Source organism: Variovorax sp. YR266, assembly GCF_900107295.1.
GTDB lineage: Bacteria > Pseudomonadota > Gammaproteobacteria > Burkholderiales > Burkholderiaceae_C > Variovorax.
Genome location: NZ_FNPM01000022.1, coordinates 16,833 through 34,694 on the forward strand (window position 1 = coordinate 16,833; position 17,862 = coordinate 34,694).

The window sequence follows — 17,862 nt, forward strand, 5'->3', positions numbered from 1 at the left end:
TCAGTTGGACTCCACGTCGCAGAGTGGGATGTCTCCGAAGCAACCGAGCCCGTGTAGGGCCAGGTATAGGTGCAGGGGCTTTCCCTCCCGGCGCAGCGCCTCGCGGGCCGATTGCTTGTCGACTATGGGCCGCGCAAGTCATTGACCGGTACCCTCCGCTTCTGTCGCCGGACGGGGGTTTACGAGCGCCCTCCCATGAACATGGGATGAGCACGAGGCATCAAGAATCACATGTGCTTCAGAATCTGGCATCCGGATCTCTGCCAGTGTTGGATACTTCCCGCAAAGCGCTGGACGCAAACCTCGGAGAAGTGCTGATGCGACGGAAGAAAAACGAACCCTTGCCGTTGGGGTTGCCGGAACAGGTTGAGGGACTTGCGACGGCGCCCTCGGACCGTGGAGATGAAACCCAGGAACGGTTTCGCTATCAATGGGCCATCGGCGTGTGGCTGCTTGCACAGAGCTTGACCTCCGCGCGCTCCATACGCGCCTTGTGGTGCGAGCATCACGACGACTACCTTCTGGAGTTGCCGACGGGGCGCTATATCGCCGTGCAGGTCAAGACGGACAGCCGCGAGAATGCTAGCTGGCGCTGGAGTGATAAGGCGTTGGTCGATGCTGTCGCCCGGTTCTGTGCGTTCGAGAAGATCTATGGTGCTGTTATTGACGGCTACGAATTCGTCTCTAACGCGGCTCCGTATGTGCCTGGGCCAACCACCCAGAGGGTGGATTCACTCGCGGCGAGCCCCGATCGCCTCATTCAGTGTTGTTCCCGAGCCTCAACCCATTCGGAGGTGGAAGAGCCATACAAGGCGGCCTTCACCGGGCTTGTCGGAAAGACCGGCGGCGATGCCATCGTGCTCTTCCGAGTCCTGCGCAAGCTCGTTTTCGCGCAGGGACCAGTCCTTCGGGGGTATGACGATACCTTGGCCGCCGCGATTGTTCCGAGGCTGCCCGGTTGCTCCGGATTGACGACGGTTTTGTGCTGCCGCTTGAGGGACGAACTGATAGGGCTGATCCAAGCCGCGTGCAGATTGCGAGTCGATGGGATAGACGGCGCTGTCGCGTATCTCGCTACGAATGGTCGGCCAGACGCCGCTATTCGAGGGAAATGCATCACCCCAGAGTCCGCTGCTGAGCTGATGGCTCGGGTTCGGCAGCCAACCTTCCGATTTGTTGATAGTGGAGCAGGTGTAGACATCGGGGGCACGGTTGGTCGAACCGAAGTGCTAAGCCGAAAAATGCGCAATGCCTACCTCGGTAGTCAGTTTGAGCCATTGCGCATGCGCATGGACTCGGCAGACCAGCGTTTGATGGAACGTGCCTTGCTGGAGCCTGATGGCTTTGACGCCATCGCGAATCAACTCGTTAGCACTGTGCTGGTCGAGTGCAAGGATGTCGAGGCGTTGGCCTTTGACCATGCCGATGAGAAGACGCGGGGCCTCGCGATTTACAAGCAAATCCTGCAGCGAATGGACAGCCTTGCGAAGGAGGAGCCAGAGCGCGTGTGCCGCGAGCCGAAGGACACCTTGATGGGCATTGCCGGAATGCTCTCAGGCGAGTGCAAGTTCGCATGGGGAACCCCGCTGGAAGAGGAGCCCCAAGATGGCACTTGAACTTGCCCGTGCACTCGCAGCGACCGAGCGGGACGACAACTTGCACATGGCAAGGCTTCTGCTACTGATGACCGCGCACGCCGGGGACAAAGGTCGGCCTATCGAGGGGCTAACGAAGCTTGCAAAGCTGGACTTTCTGCTGCGTTATCCCAACTGCCTTGAGCGGGCGTTGAGGTCGGCCGGCAAGGACCCGAGCAAGGCCGGGGTGACCGAGTTTGAGAGAACGACCATCGAAAGCAAGATGGTGCGGTTCCGATACGGCCCTTGGGATCACCGATATCGCCGATGGGTCGCCTTGATGTCGGCTCGAGGACTCGTGGCCGTAGACGTCAAGGGCAAGACAGTGCAACTCTGGCCTACGCCGGAGGGCCAAACCATGGCTACAGCACTCGCTGACCAAGAGCCTCTTGAGGACCTTGCCACCCGTGCGAGGCTCGTAGCGAAGAGCTTTGGAAATCGCAGCGGGACGGACCTCAAGAACTTCATGTACGCCACGTTCCCCGAATTGACCGATATGAAGTGGGGGGAGGAAATCGCCATATGAGACTAGCGCTAAAGAAGCTCCACTTGTCGCTCCACAAGTCGATTGAGCGCATCGACTTGCCGGGCGTCATCTATTTTTTTGGGCCCATCGGATCTGGTAAATCGAGCATCGGACGACTCATAGACTTCTGCCTCGGCGGCAGCTACGCGTGGACGCCGGCCTTGCAGGCGGAGATGGTCTCGGCAGCTTTGGAGATGTCCGTCAACGACATCCCCGTGACATTGCATCGTGACAGAGACTCGAATCAGGTCATGGCAGCCTGGCAGGAGGGCGACGAGACTCTGCAAGTGCTCATCCCTGCCAGGACGGGAACCAACGAAGTTCTGCCCAACTTGGGCGTCGTGGTGTTGTCCGATTTGCTGTTCTATCTTGCGAAAGAGGAGCCGCCGTACGTACGTCGACGCAAGGGAGCGCCCGACGAGCGGCTTGAGCGCTTGAGCTTCCGAGACCTGTTTCGATTTTGCTATCTCGACCAGGAGGGGATGGACAACGTCTTCTTCCGGCTGGACTCGGACAACTACCCAATCCGTGCCAAGAGTGTCGACGCTTTGCGGTATGTCCTTGGCTATCGCACCGAACAGGTTGCCGAGCTGGAATCGCGCCTTCAGGAGGTCCGTGAGCAGCGCTTGGGGCTCTTGTCCGGCGCTCAGGCGCTTGCAAAGGCGTTGATGGATGCCGGCTTGGACGATATCGTCGCCTACGACGCGAAGATTGAATCGATCAAGGCTGAGATCGACCACGCGCGCGCTGCTGCACAGGTCGCGAGGCGGCAACGTTCGCCAGCGCCGCATGCCGCGGAGGAACTACGAGACCAGGCGCGACGCCTTGCCCAGGAACAGATTGCGCTTGAGCAGGCTGCGTCGGACATCGACCTCCGTATCGGGGAACTCGAGCGGCATACAAACGAGCTGCAGATGCTTTCTGTTCGCTTCCAGCGAACGGCATCCGCGCGGATGGTTCTCGGGGGCGTGGACTTTTCGTCCTGCCCTCGATGCACGCAGACCCTGCCGGATCGAGAGACCGGGCTTTGCGTGGTCTGTGGACAGCCTGAGCACATCACCGATGCAGAGGGCGCGCTTGGCGAGTCAGTGGTCAATGAGGATCTGCGCGCTCGTCAGACAGAGCTGAGGGAGACTTTGGCTCGCATGCGTACCCAAAAGCGGGCCGTTCAGCTTCGCGCCGCCGAGATAGCGGCGGCGCGAAGCGCAGCGGACCGTTCGCTGGAGGCCAGGTTGAAGGAATACGACTCGGCCTTCCTCTCTCAGGCATTGCAGCACGAGCGAGCTGTAGCCACCTTGGAGCAGCGACTTGATGCGATGCTGAGATACCGAAAGCTGCCGGACGTGCTCCAGGAGCAACAGGCGCAGGCGGAGGCGTTGAAGGTCGATGAAGCAGAACTTCGGACCAAGCTGGAGACCGCCAAGAAGTCAGCTTTCAACGACCGGAGGAATGTTGACCTGCTGGGCGAGCTTTTCCTCGACTGCCTGGTTCGAGCCAAATTTCCAGACGTCAGAGCCGGCTATCGCGTCGAGATTGATCCTGCGACCTTCTATCCCCGCATTCCTCTAGGGGTGAACGAAGCCCTTGTGGTTCTCTCCTTTGACAACGCTGGAAGCGGCGGAATGAAGGCGCTGTTCAAGACTTGTTACGCGCTGGCCTTGCATCGTGTTTGCGCGCGAGCCAGCGACGCTAGGTTGCCTCCTGTGCTCATCATTGACACGCCGACCAAGAACGTCAGCTCGGTCGAGAACCCTGAGGTAATTGCGGCATTCTTCCGATTGGTCTACGAACTCGCCGCAGGGGAACTAGTCCAGACGCAATTCGTCATCATCGATAACGAATTCAATGCCGTGCCTGAAGATATAGACCTTCCGATACGCAGTCGACACCTTGTCAATGGTGACCCGAACAATCCGCCGCTTATTCCCTATCTGGTAGGCGACTTTTCGTAGTCAACAACAAGCTGCCGCGTTGAGGAGATCGGCAGTCGCCGGCATCCGCGATGGCGTCAACGATCTAAGGGGGCAACTATGAACGGATGTGGAGTGCGAGCAGGCGGAAGTTCACAAGCGCATCAACGGGAACTTCCACGGTCTTCGACGCCTAGGGTGTATGTTTGCGTGTATCGCCAGTTCATTCCTGAAAACAAGCGACTGCTGCGGATGGCTGCTGAAGCTGCCACCAATAATCCCGATCTCAGATCCTTGCTGGACAGGCTTCATGCGGGGAACACCGCATACGACTGGGGCGACGACCCTTCTTTCTTCAGTGCTACTTACCACCAAGGTCAGCCGACCCATGCGGGATGGGGAGTATGTCGAGCCAATGTCAGGAGGTATTTGTATCCGGGCGACATGGTTGTCTATTTCTGTGCGCGACGTGGAAAAAGGAAGTCGGCGACCAAATATTTGTTTGTCGGCTACGGCACGGTGGGCCAGAGAATCGATGACCGTCGTTTAATATGGACAGAGCCTTTGCTGCAGTCTTATAGAAACCACTTGAACGTCTTAGTGCGATACGAAGCGGGTCAAGCCATACAGCATGAGCGCTTCGAACCAGGGCATGACGACTGGGAACATCGAGCTCGAAGTCCCTATTTGATCTTTGATGCGAGCGCGTCGAGCTTCAATTTGATTGACCCTCTGCATGTTGCTACCGCGTTGCCTGGTGCTAAGAAAGAGACTTGGCATCGCAAAAAAAGTCAGAAGGTTCGCGCGCTGCACGAGTTACTTTTCAAAGATCTAGGAGTCCCGAGAACCCTGCGGACGAGTTTCATCGGGACTGCACATCCACCCATCAATTTGACTGAGCGTTTGATGCGGCGATCAATCAGCATTGAGCAGCTTCGTTCCTCTCTGCACCCTTTCACAGTGGTTTGATAAGTCCCCCGACGGCAACATATGCTTCGCCTCGGTTCGAGCAGAAGTCCCAGACAAATTGGGCCGTCAATCAGGTCGCCCCGATCGGGCCTCTTCGTGCGTTCCTTGCTTGACCAAGAGGCTCTCCGCCTGCACCGTCAGCTCTGAGAGGCATTTGTATGCTTCGCATAGGAGCAGCATCAAATCGATGGTTGGAGGGCCCGACTGAATGCCCGCGAGGAACTCGTCCAGCGCCATCATGACTTCGACTGCAAGCCCCTGAAACTTCAGCTTTTCGCTGGAGCAAAGAAAGCCGTTGTGATACGTCGAGAGGACGGTGGGCCGTTCTCCACATCCCATCTTCTGCAACGCACCGAGCACGAGATCGAGCTCTTTTTCCGACGGCGCGCGCCCGCGCATGCCACCCTTTGGGTCGCGTCGGAGAAACTCCACGTTCCAAGGCAGTACGCGTCCGGCGCCCCAAAAGAAGTACGGCGCTTCGACGGGGTAGGTTCCGCAAAAAAACAGCGACGCTGCGTGAGCGAGCCCTTCTACTTCGCAGATGATCGCGCGTTCGGAAGAGCCAATTGAGGGATTTGTGAAACGTGGGCTCAGGCGAACAAGTTCGCCTGACGGGGCGATATATTTAAAGTGCTTCATGGTGTTTTCCAATCTAAGCAAATGTGTGGTTGAGAAATCCTGGTGATGAGTCGGGATCGGTCCGCGACCCGGAGCCTTGATAGGCCCGCAGGAGTCACATCGATGCAGGAGGAATGCGGCCGAAGATCGCGTCGTCGCTGGTGCCTTTACACGGCCTGTCCGGGGTCAGGGAACTGCATCCAGGTCTGGCCGTTCAGCTCGCGGCCTGCCACCTTCTTGCTGACGCGCACCATCTCCTCCGGGCGGCCGTCGTACCGCCACATGTCAATAACTTCTCGGCCACCGACAGCGGCCAAGCCAACGTTTTCGACCGGAGCCCACATGCCCCACTGCTTGAAGAAGAACGGCACGCCGGCTTCTTGGCACTGTGCGAGCAAGCTCTCAACCCATTCAGGGTTCATGGGCCGGGCGCCGTGTTCGGACTCGCCGCCACAGATCACCCAGTCGATGCGCACGCCGTTGCGGCCAGGCTGCAGGTAGCGACGAATGTCGATGGGCCCGAGCAGAGGCTCACACGATAGGAAGCGCACAGCCGGGGTGGGAAAGGCTTGAAGGTACGGGATGCGTTTGTCGGCGCGCTCTTGGTCTTCGACGCTGACGCCAAGCCAGACGTTGCGCGGGAACTGGTAGTCCACCTGGAGCAGCTTTTTGATCGAGTGCGGCCGTTTCGTCAGCAGCAGCCAATCGAGGTTGCGGGTTCCCTTGATCAGGGTGAGGAGCCGCAAGCGGTGGCGAGTGAGGTCGTCGCGCACCTCGAATACGTCTGCCATCGACGCGCAGAAGACGCGCTCGCGTTGGTTCCGAGCCGCCGCCTCGTTGTTCCACACGATGGGCGAGTCCCAATGCGCATGGCTCATGAAGCGGCGCTTCGCGTGCGGGCCCCATATTTCTTCAGAGTGGTACCGTTTCGACAGGTTCTCCGCATAGCAGTTGTCGCAGCCGGCCGAGACCTTGGTACAGCCCCACCAGGGGTTGAAGGTGTGGTGGGTCCATTCAATGGGTGAGTTCTTCGACATAGGGTTCTTTCCTTCAGTAGCGTTGGCCGTGCGCCAACACGGAGCCTTTACAGCTCGGATCTAGGGGAGGGAGGGCGAGGGGCTCGCGGTCTACGCCGGGGGAGTCCGGACGATGTGACCGAGAGCGACCGGCTCAAACGGTCCAGGGGCGCGACCAGCGAGGGCCGGGGTGCTTGCGTTCCAGTTCCATGTCGCAGTGGAAGAACAGCTCGCGGTCAGCCACGATCTCGGCCGGCACCGGCATGAAGTTCTTCGGCGAGAGGATGTCACCCAGCTCGACGCGGTCTTCGATCTCTCGCGGGGGAGGGCCATCGATGTTGAGCGAGTGCTCGCGGGCGAGATAGCTCTTCGCGCGGGAGTACTCCGTCGGGTCCTTCGCCTGAAACAGCTTCATGTCGTGGCCGTGTTGCCACAGCAGTGCAAAACGCTGAAACCTGGCAGGAATCGCCATCAGCGCGTCGTGGTTCAGCGGCCTACGGATGTCGCGGCGCAGGTCGTACTTGTCGAGCAGGCCTGCGAGCATGTGCGCCAGCACCCCGGGCGACAGTTCTGCAGGCGTAGGAGGACGACCCTTAAACCTGCGTTCAAGCCATTTCAGGCGATACACGGGTTCGAGACGGATGGTCGCTGCAGCCAAGTCCAGCAAAGCAGCCGTTTGCGGCGTCTCGGGGACTTCCAACTTTCGCTTCTTCTTGAGTTCAGCGTCCTTGTCATACGCCTTCAACGCGGCAAGCTGTGCCTGCTGGTCGAAGTACACCGTCTCGTTGACGTACAGGCTGGTGTTGAGACCGGCGAGGACGCTGGAGAGCGCAATGCCGTTGATAACTGCAGCACTCGAAAGTCCTGCAGGCTTGCGTAACAGCACCGGTGTGTCGATGCGCGTCACCTCCATACCGGCGCCTTGCAAGAAATCCTTGGCGCGGTCAGTCTTGAGCCCGAGCTGCAGCCCGAAGTTGCAGTCTTTGGCCATTGCGTAGGCCAGCATGGTGACGTCGCCTGAGGAGACGATGTTGTGACCCTGCCGGAGGAACGCGGGCGAGCCCTCCATGTCGAAGGCCTTGCGCGCCTTGTTCGCCTTCACCTTCAGCGACTTCTTGCCGGCGGCCGTTTGCAGGCTGCCTTTGGCCCACTTCTTCTCATCGCCGCCGCCAACGAGAGCGTACTTGTTGGGAAGTTTGCTGGGGTCCACGTTGTGCACGCGCAGGCCGAGCGTGTCGACCATCATGCAATGGGAGAAGTCAAAAGCATCGAAATTCATGTCTATTCCAGTGTTTTCGAGCGCACCGATCCACACCGTGACAACCAGGCAGTTTTTGGCTGCTGGCATGTACGGTGAAGGCGGTGCTACGTGAGAAAGGTCGATCTACCGAACGAGTCGGCTGTGAGGCTGGTAGGCCTGCGGGCTGTGCATGGCACAAGCAGCACGGTCTACCGGCATAGAAGGCGTAGTCGGCATGTATCAGCTAGGCCTGCACCAGCAAGGCTTATCAACAGCTAGTACGGTCTACAGCTATGTCGGCTAGGTAGACCATGTAGCTGTTGCCACTGGTGGGCTGGTAGGCCTAGTACTGTTTACAAGCTGTACGGTATTACGCTTAGCCCGCCGCTGGTCAGCACATACGATCACTCGCGAGGTCGCATGCGCCTCCCGCGTGCGCCGAATTACGCGTCGGGGGCCTCAGCGGAGCCCGTTTGAGCCGTCGGGAAGGTGGCCGGCCAAGGATCCTCCTTCATGGCAAAAGGCGGCAGTTTTTCCAGCAACGCCTTAATCTTTTCGTCCACATTGAGCGCCGACAAGCAATGCGGCTGCAACATCTCATCCTCGCTCGGGCGAAAGCGGTTCTCATAGGTGAGAAACTCGCTCAACTCGCTGCTCTTGTTCAGCTTGGCGATGGACCACGGCACCAAAATGTCGATCTGAACTTTCCCCAACAGTTTCTTGCGGCATTGAAGGAGCGACTCGGTCCCTTCGATCCACTCGTTGTGACGCAGGTTCTTTTCCTTAAAGTGATCGGTCAACACCTCGCGCTCGCCCTGATCCAGCTTGTCCAAGTCAATATCCTCTTCGGCAGTGGGCGTCACGTGGTTAAGGAAAGTGGCGTACCTCGTTGCCTCGAGGGCAATCCAGAACGGATCGTGCGGCAGGTTTTCTTGCGTCCACTTGCGGTAGTCCGTGGGCAGTTGGTAGTTCTGGTTGTCGCCGAAGTGCAAGTTCTTGCCGACATCGACGGTGACCTCGAAGCGGAGAAGGCGACGAGTGCTCGCGCGCAGCAGTTCTCGCTGCGAGGGGGGGGCGGATGCAAACCCCGCCGGCTGATCTTCGACGCCTCGCATCAATGAGACGCGCGCTTCTCCGAATTTTTCCTGTGCAGGCAGATGGATGAGGTCCACGGAGAGTGCATGGCTGGCGTCCTCAGCCATGCGAATGCGGGGCGCAATGACCCTGCCACGACTTTTCGAGCCAGGGTACAGATCACTGCTGTTCAGGCAGACGAGGCCATGCGCAAAGAAGTCGCAGAAGGCTTTGAATGCTTGCGTTTCGGAGGGATAGGTGAAGTAGTAGGACGCGGTAATCTCGCGAATTTCGCAGTCATCCGCAGTGATGGCAGAAAGCACGTCGAGAGGCAGGTCGGGCATGAGTCCGTGCAGCCAGGCGCGGAACAGCGCAAGCACGCATCCGGACGGCTTGAAGAACGTGTTCTCGACCAGCGCAGATTTGCCAACAAGCACCCATTCCATGCGAATCCGAAGGGTGAAGCTGATATCCTGAGCGCCCGACTTCTCGCCGGGCTGATTCACGATGATCTCCATCGGTGCGCGAGTCAGGGGCGTCGGCCAAGTGAACGACGTGCGACGCATCTTCGAGCTAGGATCGCCGGGCATGATCTGCGAGAGGTACCGAGCCAACTGTTGCGCTGTTGCTCGGTTCGGTTTGATATCTACGGTCAGCATCTGAGCTCCGTTAGGGTAAATAAAAGGCAAAGGGAAGTCCTCCGGGCTGCTGGTGCAGTTCGGATAGCGAAGTGGATCTGGCGACCGAAGGTCCTGGCGCGGACCTCTAGCGCCGTGTGAGGAGGCACCGCGGTGCTGCACCTCGGTGCGCTGAGCGCAAGCCTCTTCGTTTGACGAATCGGTTCGCGGCAATCAGTTGGATTGAGGATGGGGCTAGCTCATGCGCCCTCCCTGATGCTTGCCGACAAGAACAGAGGCAAATCGCGTTCCGCAATCCTTTGCTCGATCCAATCGGAAACTTCGCCGTCTACGAAGCGTGCGGCCGCGCGGCGGCTTTTGCTTGCGCCGAGTTTTACCGGCTTGGGAAACCGGCCGGCTGCGATTTCGGCGTGGATGAACGAAGTCCCCATACCAGTGCGCTCGCAAACTTCATGGATCGTGATCAACTTGTGGCGCTGCGCGACGGCCACGTTCAGCAGGAGTTGGTCCAACTTTGAGTGAATGCACTCACAAGTTTTGTCCTCCGACCTCTTCGGTAAGCCTTGCCAAAAGGCGCTCGTTCGAGCTTGGGCATTTGCTGGCCGAGCCGGTGGCACGTGGTGGAGGACAGTCATCTTGATCAGAAAATATTGCTCTGTTTGAGCAACCATAAATCTGATCAAAAGTCGGAGTTTTTCGACGCTCTATGGCGAAAAACGCTTCGAAGCTTGGCTTTTCCCTAGGTTGGAGGCCACCTTCGACCTCCTTGCCTCAAAAGTTCGAACGAGAAGTGGGAAAAATGCTTCGAAGCTATTGGTGGGCTTTGTTGTACATGATGGCAAAGGGGTCGGGTGGCGGCTTCTCAGCTACCTGCTTGGTAGCAGACGCCGTCGTTTCGTCCGTTTCCGATGCGGAGGGCCAATACGGGGCGATTTTTTCTTTCCAACTCGCCGCTCGCGCTCCTTCCTCGACCAACAGTAAGTAGCCTTGACCGTATACGGCGCTTCTTGCCGCTTCGATCATCTTCTTCATGGAGTTGCGTGCAGCCACAGGCCGCATTTCCTTGGCACCTATCTGCAGTCTTTCATCTGCAAAGAACTGTTTGCAAACATCTTCCAAGCTGGGTGGAAACTGCATAGAAAAGGCATCCGCAAGCCTCAAATAATCAATCCGGCTGTTGGGATGTGGTTTCGATACCCTTTTGCCAGATTGCACGGTCATGTCTGCGCCGGTTCCGTATTTTTCACTGTTGCGCTTTCTCGACGCGTGAAGGCGTGCTGCGCTTGCGGCCATGTGATACCAAGCGCTTGACCACTGTGCGCGCATCAGCTCGGGAATGGCCGCAGCTTGATTCAGGTCTAAAACAAGGGCTATCTGTCCTGGCTGGAGAACCAAGTCATCCACAGCCAACTCAACGGGCGGCCGAGCGAGCCGAAAGCGGGTATTGGTATCCCACACCTCCACCTTTGAGAAGATTGTCCAGCCGGGAATTGCCGAGCCCACGTGCTTGTACGGTTCGGCGTAAGACTTGAAAGAGGCAAGGTGCCAGTGTGCGGGAAGCTTTTTTTTCCTTGAGCGGGCACCCTCAAGGGCGTCGCAATCCTGTTGGAAGAACCTGTTTCTGCGCAAAAATTCCCATGCCCATTTTTCTGGCGGCCACTCTTCATGGCCCTCGTAAGACTTTGGGGTTGCCCAATTAGCTGTGCTGACTTGCTTTTCTGGCCATATTTTTCGAGCGGCCTCTGGAATAAAGTGATCGCGCCCCGGTTTCTTTTTTGCAGTGACGGAAGGCACTCTGAGCTCCTAAAAATTAAGTTTGAGATGCTAAGCCGATGGATAAGGTGCAGTACTCTTCCCAATCACGCATCATCGCGAAGCGCTTGTCGAACAGGTCTGAGCGCGCATATGCGGCGGCAACCCTGTCTGGTAGCTGATGTGCCAAGGCTGCTTCAGCAGTACGGAAGTCGTGCGTAGTTTTCTCGCCGACCCAGTCGCGAAATGTGCTGCGAAAGCCGTGGACGGTGATATCGCTTCGGCCCATTCGCCTGAGCAGCGCGGTCATGGTCATGTTGGACATAGGCTTGTCCTTGTTCTGACCGGGGAAGATGAACGTCTTGCCGCTAAATGCTTTGACTGTTCGGAGGATCGTCAGCGCGCGGGCGGTCAGCGGGACGCGATGCTCTTTCCGGGCTTTCATGCGTTCGGCTGGCACGGTCCACAGTTGCGCGGTTTCATCAATCTCGTTCCATTGCGCGCCGGTGACCTCCGAAGTGCGGGCAGCGGTCAGGATGAGGAACTCGAGCGCCCACCGAGCCATGCCTTCTTGAGCAGCCAGTTTCCCCATGAACGCCGGGATATCCGCGTGGGGGAGGGCTGCAAAATGCTTGTCCGCACGCTGTTCTGGCGTGGTTTTGGCAAGAAGGTGCTCGAGGTGCCCTTTCCAGCGGGCAGGGTTCTCGCCGGTGCGCAGTTCGTGGGCTGTTGCCCAGTCGATGATCGATTCGATGCGGCCGCGAAGGCGTGACGCCGTTTCGTTCTTGGTCGACCAGATCGGGTTGAGGATGCGCTTTAGGTCGGCTGTGGTGATTTCACCGATAGGGCGCTTGCCGATGATGGGCGAGGCATACGTCGCGAGGGTGTTTTCCCACTGCTGAATGTGCTTCGGATTCTTCCACTCAGCGCGGTGGTCGTCGATGTATTCGGTGGCGCAATCATCGAAAATCTTGCCTTTGGCGCGGGCCAGCTTGGCTGCAGTCTCGGCGGCGCGCTTGTCGGTCAGAGGATCGCGACCCTCGGCAAGCATGCGCCGGCATTCTTCCGCTTTGGCCCGCGCCAGCTTCAGGCTGACCTCGGGATAGCCGCCAAGCCCAAGGCCGACGGCCTTGCCCAGACGCATGTAGCGGTGCAACCAGGAGGCGGCACCGGTCTTGCTGATCTGTAGGGTGAGCCCGCCTCCGTCTCCCAGCAGGATGGGTTTTCCGTCCCCGGCAGCAACGGCTTTGCGAGCGGTTTTCAGCGCCGATTCGATCTTGGTGTCGGATAGTTTATTGATGGGGCCGCGCACGGCTCACCTCCTCGTTGAGCCTGCAAGCATACTGGGCGTCGACTATCGACAACGCTATCGAAAGCGGTGCGGTTTCCGGCGGCGAATGGTGGACATTCACGGCCTTCTTAGATGAGCTAAGCTGTTGTCACCGTTCGAGAAACGGTCATTGATGGGCAATGACGGGCATTTCTCAAAACGACACACTCTCCGCCAGCAACCCAGTATTCACGCGGGTTTGCGGGCAGGGCGGATACTTTGCCCCTTTTTTGCCCCCTTTTATTGTTGTACTGAGCTGGTTCGTTTTGGACTGCTTTGCACAAGCGTGGTTGACCTCCAGCGGGGCAGATGACACGGGACTGCCTGGCCCCCGCCTGCGTAGACGGCAATTGGACATGCCCGGGCGAAAATCGGCCACGCCAAGCCCGCTCTCTTGCCCTATCCGATTCGCCAAGCTCTCGTGACGTCCACCGAACTCAAGGGCTTCATCCTCACTCGCCACTGGCGGGATGCTCCCGCCGGCACGGAGATCGAGTACTGGCTGGCAACAGATGCGGGGCCGGTGAAAGTGGTCCTGACCTCCCAGACCTCCGTCGCATTCGTCGCAACCCGGCACAGGGCGGCGGTAGAAGCGCACCTCATGGCCATGCCAGGCCTGCAGATGCGTGAGCTCGAGCTCAAGACTTTTCATCAGGAACCCGTCACTGGTGTCTATGCGAAGCACTTCCGCCAGCTCGGCCGGTTGATGCGTGCTCTCCAGGCACAGGGCATTTCCCTGCTCGAAGCCGATGTGCGCCCGCACGATCGCTACCTGATGGAACGGTTCATCACCGCTGGCGTGCTGGTGGAAGGAGGGCGGGCAGACCGCTCCACCATCGTCGACTGCAAGCTCAAGCCAGCGCCCGAGTTCCGGCCGGTGCTGAAGGTGGTGTCGCTGGACATCGAGACGAGCCAGCACGAGGCGCTCTATTCCATTGCGCTGGACGGCACGCAAGAGCGTGTCGTCTTCATGCTGGGCGAGCCGCCACCGGAATCGTCATCCGAGTCGGATGGGGCCATGGACTTTTCGCTCATCTATTGCCCGACCCGCAAGGCCATGCTCGAGAAGCTCAACGACTGGTTCGAGCGGAACGACCCGGACGTCATCATCGGCTGGAACGTCATCCAGTTCGACCTGCGAGTGCTTCAGAAGACAGCCAACGAGTGTGGGACGCAGCTCCTTCTGGGGCGGGAGCGGCGGCCCATCGAATGGCGCACCCATCCGGGCAAGCAGGGCTACCTGTTCGCGCCCATGCCCGGCCGGGTGATCATCGACGGCATCGACGCCCTCAAGGCCGCCGTGTGGAGCTTTCCCTCCTTCAGCCTGGAGACCGTCTCGCAAACGTTGCTGGGCGAGGGCAAGGCCATCGGCGACGAGTACGACAAGATGGCGGAGATCGAGCGGCGGTACCAGGAAGACAAACCCGCGCTCGCGCTCTACAACATCCGGGACTGCGAGCTGGTCCTGCGCATCTTCGACAAGGCGAAGCTGCTGCAGTTCGTGATGGAGCGGGCCCAGACCACAGGCCTGCAGGCCGACCACTTCGGTGGCTCCATCGCCGCGTTCAGCCACCATTACCTGCCGCGGATGCATCGCCAGGGCTACGTGGCGCCGAACGTGGGCGAGATTGCGAGCAAGGCCTACCCCGGCGGCTACGTGATGGACTCGAAGCCGGGGTTCTACGACTCCGTCGTGGTGCTGGACTACAAGAGCCTCTACCCCTCGATCATCCGAACCTTTCTTGTCGATCCGGTCGGCTTCATCGAGGGCTCGAACGCTGGCGACGCGACCACACTCGTCAAGGGCCCGCAGGGAACTGTCTTCTCGCGCGAAAAGCACTGCCTGCCGGAAATCGTGACCACGCTCTGGCGCGCCCGTGACGAGGCCAAGCGGACGAAGAACGAGCCGCTGTCCCAGGCCCTGAAGCTGCTCATGAACTCCTTCGCCGGCGTGCTGGGTGCAGCCGACTGCCGTTTCTTCAATCCCAAGCTGGTGTCCGCCATCACCCTTCGTGGCCACGAGATGATGAAGCTCACGCGCGAATTCGTGGAAGACCGGGACTACGAAGTCATCTACGGCGACACCGACTCCATCTTCATCTGGCTCAGGCGTACCCACACCAACGAGAACGCGCACGCCGTCGCGACCACCTTGGTGAGAGACATCAATGCGTGGTGGACAAACTCCCTTCGCGAGGAGCACGGCCTGCAGAACTTCCTCGAGATCGAGTTCGACACCCACTACAAGAAGTTCTTCATGCCGACCATTCGCGGCTCGGACGTGGGCAGCAAGAAGCGGTATGCGGGCCTGAGCGTCGACGCCAACGGCAAGGAGGAGATGGTCTACCGCGGTCTCGAGATGGCCCGCAGCGACTGGACCCCGTTGGCGCGCCAGTTCCAGGAGGGCCTGCTTTCGCGCATCTTTCACGACGAGCCTTACAAGGAGTTCGTGACCGACTATGCAGAGGCGCTGCTGGCGGGCAAGATGGACGACCTGCTCATCTACAGGAAGCGCCTGCGCCACCGCCTCGATGCCTACCTGGTCAACGTACCACCGCAGGTACGTGCGGCAAGGATTGCCGACGATCACAACAGTCGGGTCAACCGACCCAGGCAATATCAGAACGGCGGCTGGATCCGGTATGTCATGACTCGCAGCGGCCCTGAACCCATGGAGATTCGGCAGTCCCGAATCGACTACGAGCACTACCTGACCAGGCAGCTTCAGCCGATTGCCGATGCCATTCTTCAGCCCATTGGAGAAAGCTTCATGGCTTTGACGACGTCACAACGCGGGCTCTTCTAGCGAGATCGAATGGAAGTGCTCAAGACCTCTTCAGCTTTTGAGGCGGCCGGTTGCCACTTCGACTGCGCGCTCCAGGAGGCAGCGAGTGCAGCCTCAGCCCCAGCGCGACCCAAGCGTAAGATTCCAGCCTCCCCCCTACAGACTCAAGAGAGGTCTCGTGCCTTCAATCGTCTCGGTCAATCAGCTTTCCAAGACTTACGCGTCGGGATTCCAGGCACTCAAGCGTGTCGATCTGGACATCCACCAAGGAGAGATATTCGCGCTGCTCGGCCCCAACGGGGCGGGCAAGACAACGCTGATCAACATCATCTGCGGCATCGTCAACCCGAGCGAAGGCACGGTGCTGGCCGATGGGCACGACATCGTCACCGACTTCCGGGCCGCACGCACGAAGATCGGGCTGGTGCCCCAGGAGCTGGCCACCGACGCTTTCGAAACCGTATGGGGCACGGTGAGCTTCAGCCGCGGCCTGTTCGGCTACTCGCCCAATCCGGCCCATATCGAGAAGGTGCTTCGCGATCTTTCCCTTTGGGACAAGAAGGACTCCAAGATCATGGCGCTTTCGGGCGGCATGAAGCGTCGCGTGATGATCGCCAAGGCGCTGTCGCATGAACCCCGGATTCTTTTTCTCGACGAGCCCACCGCCGGCGTCGACGTGGAGTTGCGGCGCGGCATGTGGGAGATGGTGCGCAAGCTGCGGGAAAGCGGCGTCACCATCATCCTGACCACGCATTACATTGAAGAGGCCGAGGAGATGGCCGACCGCATCGGCGTGATCCGCAAGGGCGAGCTCATCCTGGTGGAGGACAAGGCCGTGCTGATGAAGAAGCTCGGCAAGAAGCAATTGACGCTGAGCCTTCGGAGCGCGCTGGCTGCCATTCCCGAAGCACTCGTCGGCCGCTACCAGCTCGATCTGGCCGACGACGGCCACTCGCTGATCTATACCTTCGACAAGCAGGGCGACGACAACCAGATCGCCGGCCTCTTGCGCCAGCTCGGCGAACTCGGAATCGACTTCAAGGACCTGCATTCCTCCGAAAGCTCGCTGGAGGAAATCTTCGTCAGCCTCGTGAGGGGGCAAGCATGAACATGTACGCAATCCGCGCCATCTACCTGTTCGAGATGGCGCGCACGTGGCGCACGCTGATGCAGAGCGTGGCCTCGCCCGTGCTCTCCACGTCGCTCTATTTCGTCGTTTTCGGTTCGGCCATCGGCTCGCGCATGGTGGATGTCGACGGCATCGCCTACGGCGCCTACATCATCCCGGGCCTTGTGATGCTCTCGCTGCTGACGCAGAGCATCGCCAATGCCTCGTTCGGCATCTACTTTCCCAAGTTCTCGGGCACGATCTACGAGGTGCTGTCCGCTCCCGTGTCGTATGTCGAGGTCGTGTGCGGCTACGTTGGCGCGGCGGCGAGCAAGTCGATCATCCTCGGAGTCATCATCTTGATCACCGCCCGGTTGTTCGTGTCGTACGAGATCGCGCACCCGCTGTGGATGGTGGCGTTCCTCGTGCTCACCGCGGTGACGTTCAGCCTGTTCGGTTTCATCATCGGCGTCTGGGCTGACGGCTTCGAAAAGCTGCAGATCATTCCCTTGATGATCGTCACGCCGCTGACCTTCCTGGGTGGGAGCTTCTATTCGATCAACATGCTGCCGCCGTTCTGGCAGAAGGTCTCGCTGTTCAATCCGGTGGTCTACCTGATCAGCGGGTTCCGGTGGAGCTTCTACGGCGTCTCCGACGTGAGCCTGCCGATCAGCATGAGCGTGACGCTGGTTTTCCTGGCGCTGTGCCTGATCGCCGTGCGCTGGATCTTCAAGACCGGGTACAGGCTCAAGGTTTGATTGGGCGTGTAACTACTCGGCTGCCTCGTCTTCCTCTTCGTCGTCGGCTTCTTCAGCGCGACGAACCGTCACGAAGTTGGTAGCGTCTTCCACGAACGCCATGAGCTTTTCGTCGGGCGCCATTCCGCGTACTTCGGTCTGGATGCCGTCGCCATTCTTGTAGTCGACCTGCACCAGCGCAAAACAGGCCAGCGGCTCTTCCATTTCTCCTTCATCGCCGCCGTCGTACACGGCGACCCACCCTTCGGCGGGCATGATCTGAAGGATCTTCACGTCTTCCATCGAGTTACTCCAAGTTCAAACAAAGATTGCGCGGCGCAGCATATCCCATGGAAAGGGCCCCGAAGGGCCCGGGATCGGCACGCAGGATCAATCGCCATGCATGCAGAGACAAGAGAAATGGCACCCCCATTTCTAGAATTGCCGCAAAAGGGGCATCCATGTCACCGCAGCTCGTTCTCACCCACGCAAGATTGTTCGACGGCGATCGCTACTTCGGTGACG

At 59.3% G+C, this 17,862-nt stretch carries 15 protein-coding genes; 7 read left to right on the forward strand and 8 right to left on the reverse strand.

From position 1 onward, the window contains the following. The first annotated feature begins 266 nt into the window (after nt 1-266). From BLW48_RS32945 to BLW48_RS35240, 4 genes are all read left to right on the forward strand, one after another. A complete protein-coding gene (locus BLW48_RS32945; protein WP_177142493.1) occupies nt 267-1,616 on the forward strand; it encodes a dsDNA nuclease domain-containing protein in 1,350 nt (449 codons plus the stop codon). Then, a complete protein-coding gene (locus BLW48_RS32950; RefSeq protein WP_093179855.1) occupies nt 1,606-2,160 on the forward strand; it encodes a hypothetical protein in 555 nt (184 codons plus the stop codon). Before BLW48_RS32945 ends, BLW48_RS32950 begins: the two co-directional genes overlap by 11 nt. A gap of 23 nt (nt 2,161-2,183) precedes the next feature. After that, complete coding sequence (locus tag BLW48_RS32955; protein ID WP_256331054.1) at nt 2,184-4,112, forward strand: hypothetical protein; 1,929 nt, start codon at nt 2,184-2,186, stop codon at nt 4,110-4,112. Nucleotides 4,113-4,280: 168 nt separating this feature from the next. Beyond that, nucleotides 4,281-5,039, forward strand: coding sequence for a hypothetical protein (locus tag BLW48_RS35240; RefSeq protein WP_143047853.1), 759 nt, complete (start codon nt 4,281-4,283; stop codon nt 5,037-5,039). Between the two features lie 66 nt (nt 5,040-5,105). Here the strand turns inward: BLW48_RS35240 and BLW48_RS35245 are convergent, their stop codons facing one another. The 7 genes from BLW48_RS35245 to BLW48_RS32990 form a co-directional block, all read right to left on the reverse strand. After that, the gene (locus BLW48_RS35245) at nt 5,106-5,678 is read right to left on the reverse strand and encodes a hypothetical protein (RefSeq protein ID WP_143047854.1); all 573 of its coding nucleotides are present in this window, start codon (nt 5,676-5,678) and stop codon (nt 5,106-5,108) included. A gap of 146 nt (nt 5,679-5,824) precedes the next feature. Next, the gene (locus tag BLW48_RS32965) at nt 5,825-6,694 is read right to left on the reverse strand and encodes a phage Gp37/Gp68 family protein (RefSeq protein ID WP_093179861.1); all 870 of its coding nucleotides are present in this window, start codon (nt 6,692-6,694) and stop codon (nt 5,825-5,827) included. A gap of 133 nt (nt 6,695-6,827) precedes the next feature. Continuing rightward, nucleotides 6,828-7,952, reverse strand: coding sequence for a phage/plasmid replication protein, II/X family (locus BLW48_RS32970; protein ID WP_177142494.1), 1,125 nt, complete (start codon nt 7,950-7,952; stop codon nt 6,828-6,830). Between the two features lie 404 nt (nt 7,953-8,356). Continuing rightward, nucleotides 8,357-9,646, reverse strand: a complete 1,290-nt coding sequence (locus tag BLW48_RS32975) for a hypothetical protein (protein WP_093179865.1) — start codon at nt 9,644-9,646, stop codon at nt 8,357-8,359. Nucleotides 9,647-9,864: 218 nt separating this feature from the next. Next, on the reverse strand, nt 9,865-10,137 hold the full coding sequence (locus BLW48_RS32980; RefSeq protein WP_218137560.1) for a helix-turn-helix transcriptional regulator: 273 nt from the start codon (nt 10,135-10,137) through the stop codon (nt 9,865-9,867). 298 nt (nt 10,138-10,435) lie between these two features. Next, on the reverse strand, nt 10,436-11,419 hold the full coding sequence (locus BLW48_RS35250) for a transcriptional regulator domain-containing protein (protein ID WP_143047855.1): 984 nt from the start codon (nt 11,417-11,419) through the stop codon (nt 10,436-10,438). A 16-nt stretch (nt 11,420-11,435) separates the two neighbouring features. Continuing rightward, nucleotides 11,436-12,689 carry a tyrosine-type recombinase/integrase gene (locus tag BLW48_RS32990; RefSeq protein ID WP_256331055.1) on the reverse strand — a complete coding sequence of 418 codons (1,254 nt, stop codon included), beginning with the start codon at nt 12,687-12,689 and terminating at the stop codon, nt 11,436-11,438. 439 nt (nt 12,690-13,128) lie between these two features. Here BLW48_RS32990 and BLW48_RS32995 point away from each other — a divergent pair, with 439 nt between their 5' ends. The 3 genes from BLW48_RS32995 to BLW48_RS33005 all read left to right on the forward strand — a co-directional run bounded on the left by BLW48_RS32995 (nt 13,129) and on the right by BLW48_RS33005 (nt 17,358). After that, nucleotides 13,129-15,513: a DNA polymerase II gene (locus tag BLW48_RS32995; RefSeq protein WP_093179908.1), complete on the forward strand. Its 2,385-nt coding sequence runs from the start codon at nt 13,129-13,131 to the stop codon at nt 15,511-15,513. 157 nt (nt 15,514-15,670) lie between these two features. Then, a complete protein-coding gene (locus BLW48_RS33000; protein ID WP_093179869.1) occupies nt 15,671-16,600 on the forward strand; it encodes an ABC transporter ATP-binding protein in 930 nt (309 codons plus the stop codon). Continuing rightward, nucleotides 16,597-17,358 carry an ABC transporter permease gene (locus BLW48_RS33005; RefSeq protein ID WP_093059616.1) on the forward strand — a complete coding sequence of 254 codons (762 nt, stop codon included), beginning with the start codon at nt 16,597-16,599 and terminating at the stop codon, nt 17,356-17,358. Before BLW48_RS33000 ends, BLW48_RS33005 begins: the two co-directional genes overlap by 4 nt. A gap of 12 nt (nt 17,359-17,370) precedes the next feature. Here the strand turns inward: BLW48_RS33005 and BLW48_RS33010 are convergent, their stop codons facing one another. Next, on the reverse strand, nt 17,371-17,640 hold the full coding sequence (locus tag BLW48_RS33010) for a hypothetical protein (protein WP_093059610.1): 270 nt from the start codon (nt 17,638-17,640) through the stop codon (nt 17,371-17,373). Between the last annotated feature and the right edge of the window lie 222 nt (nt 17,641-17,862).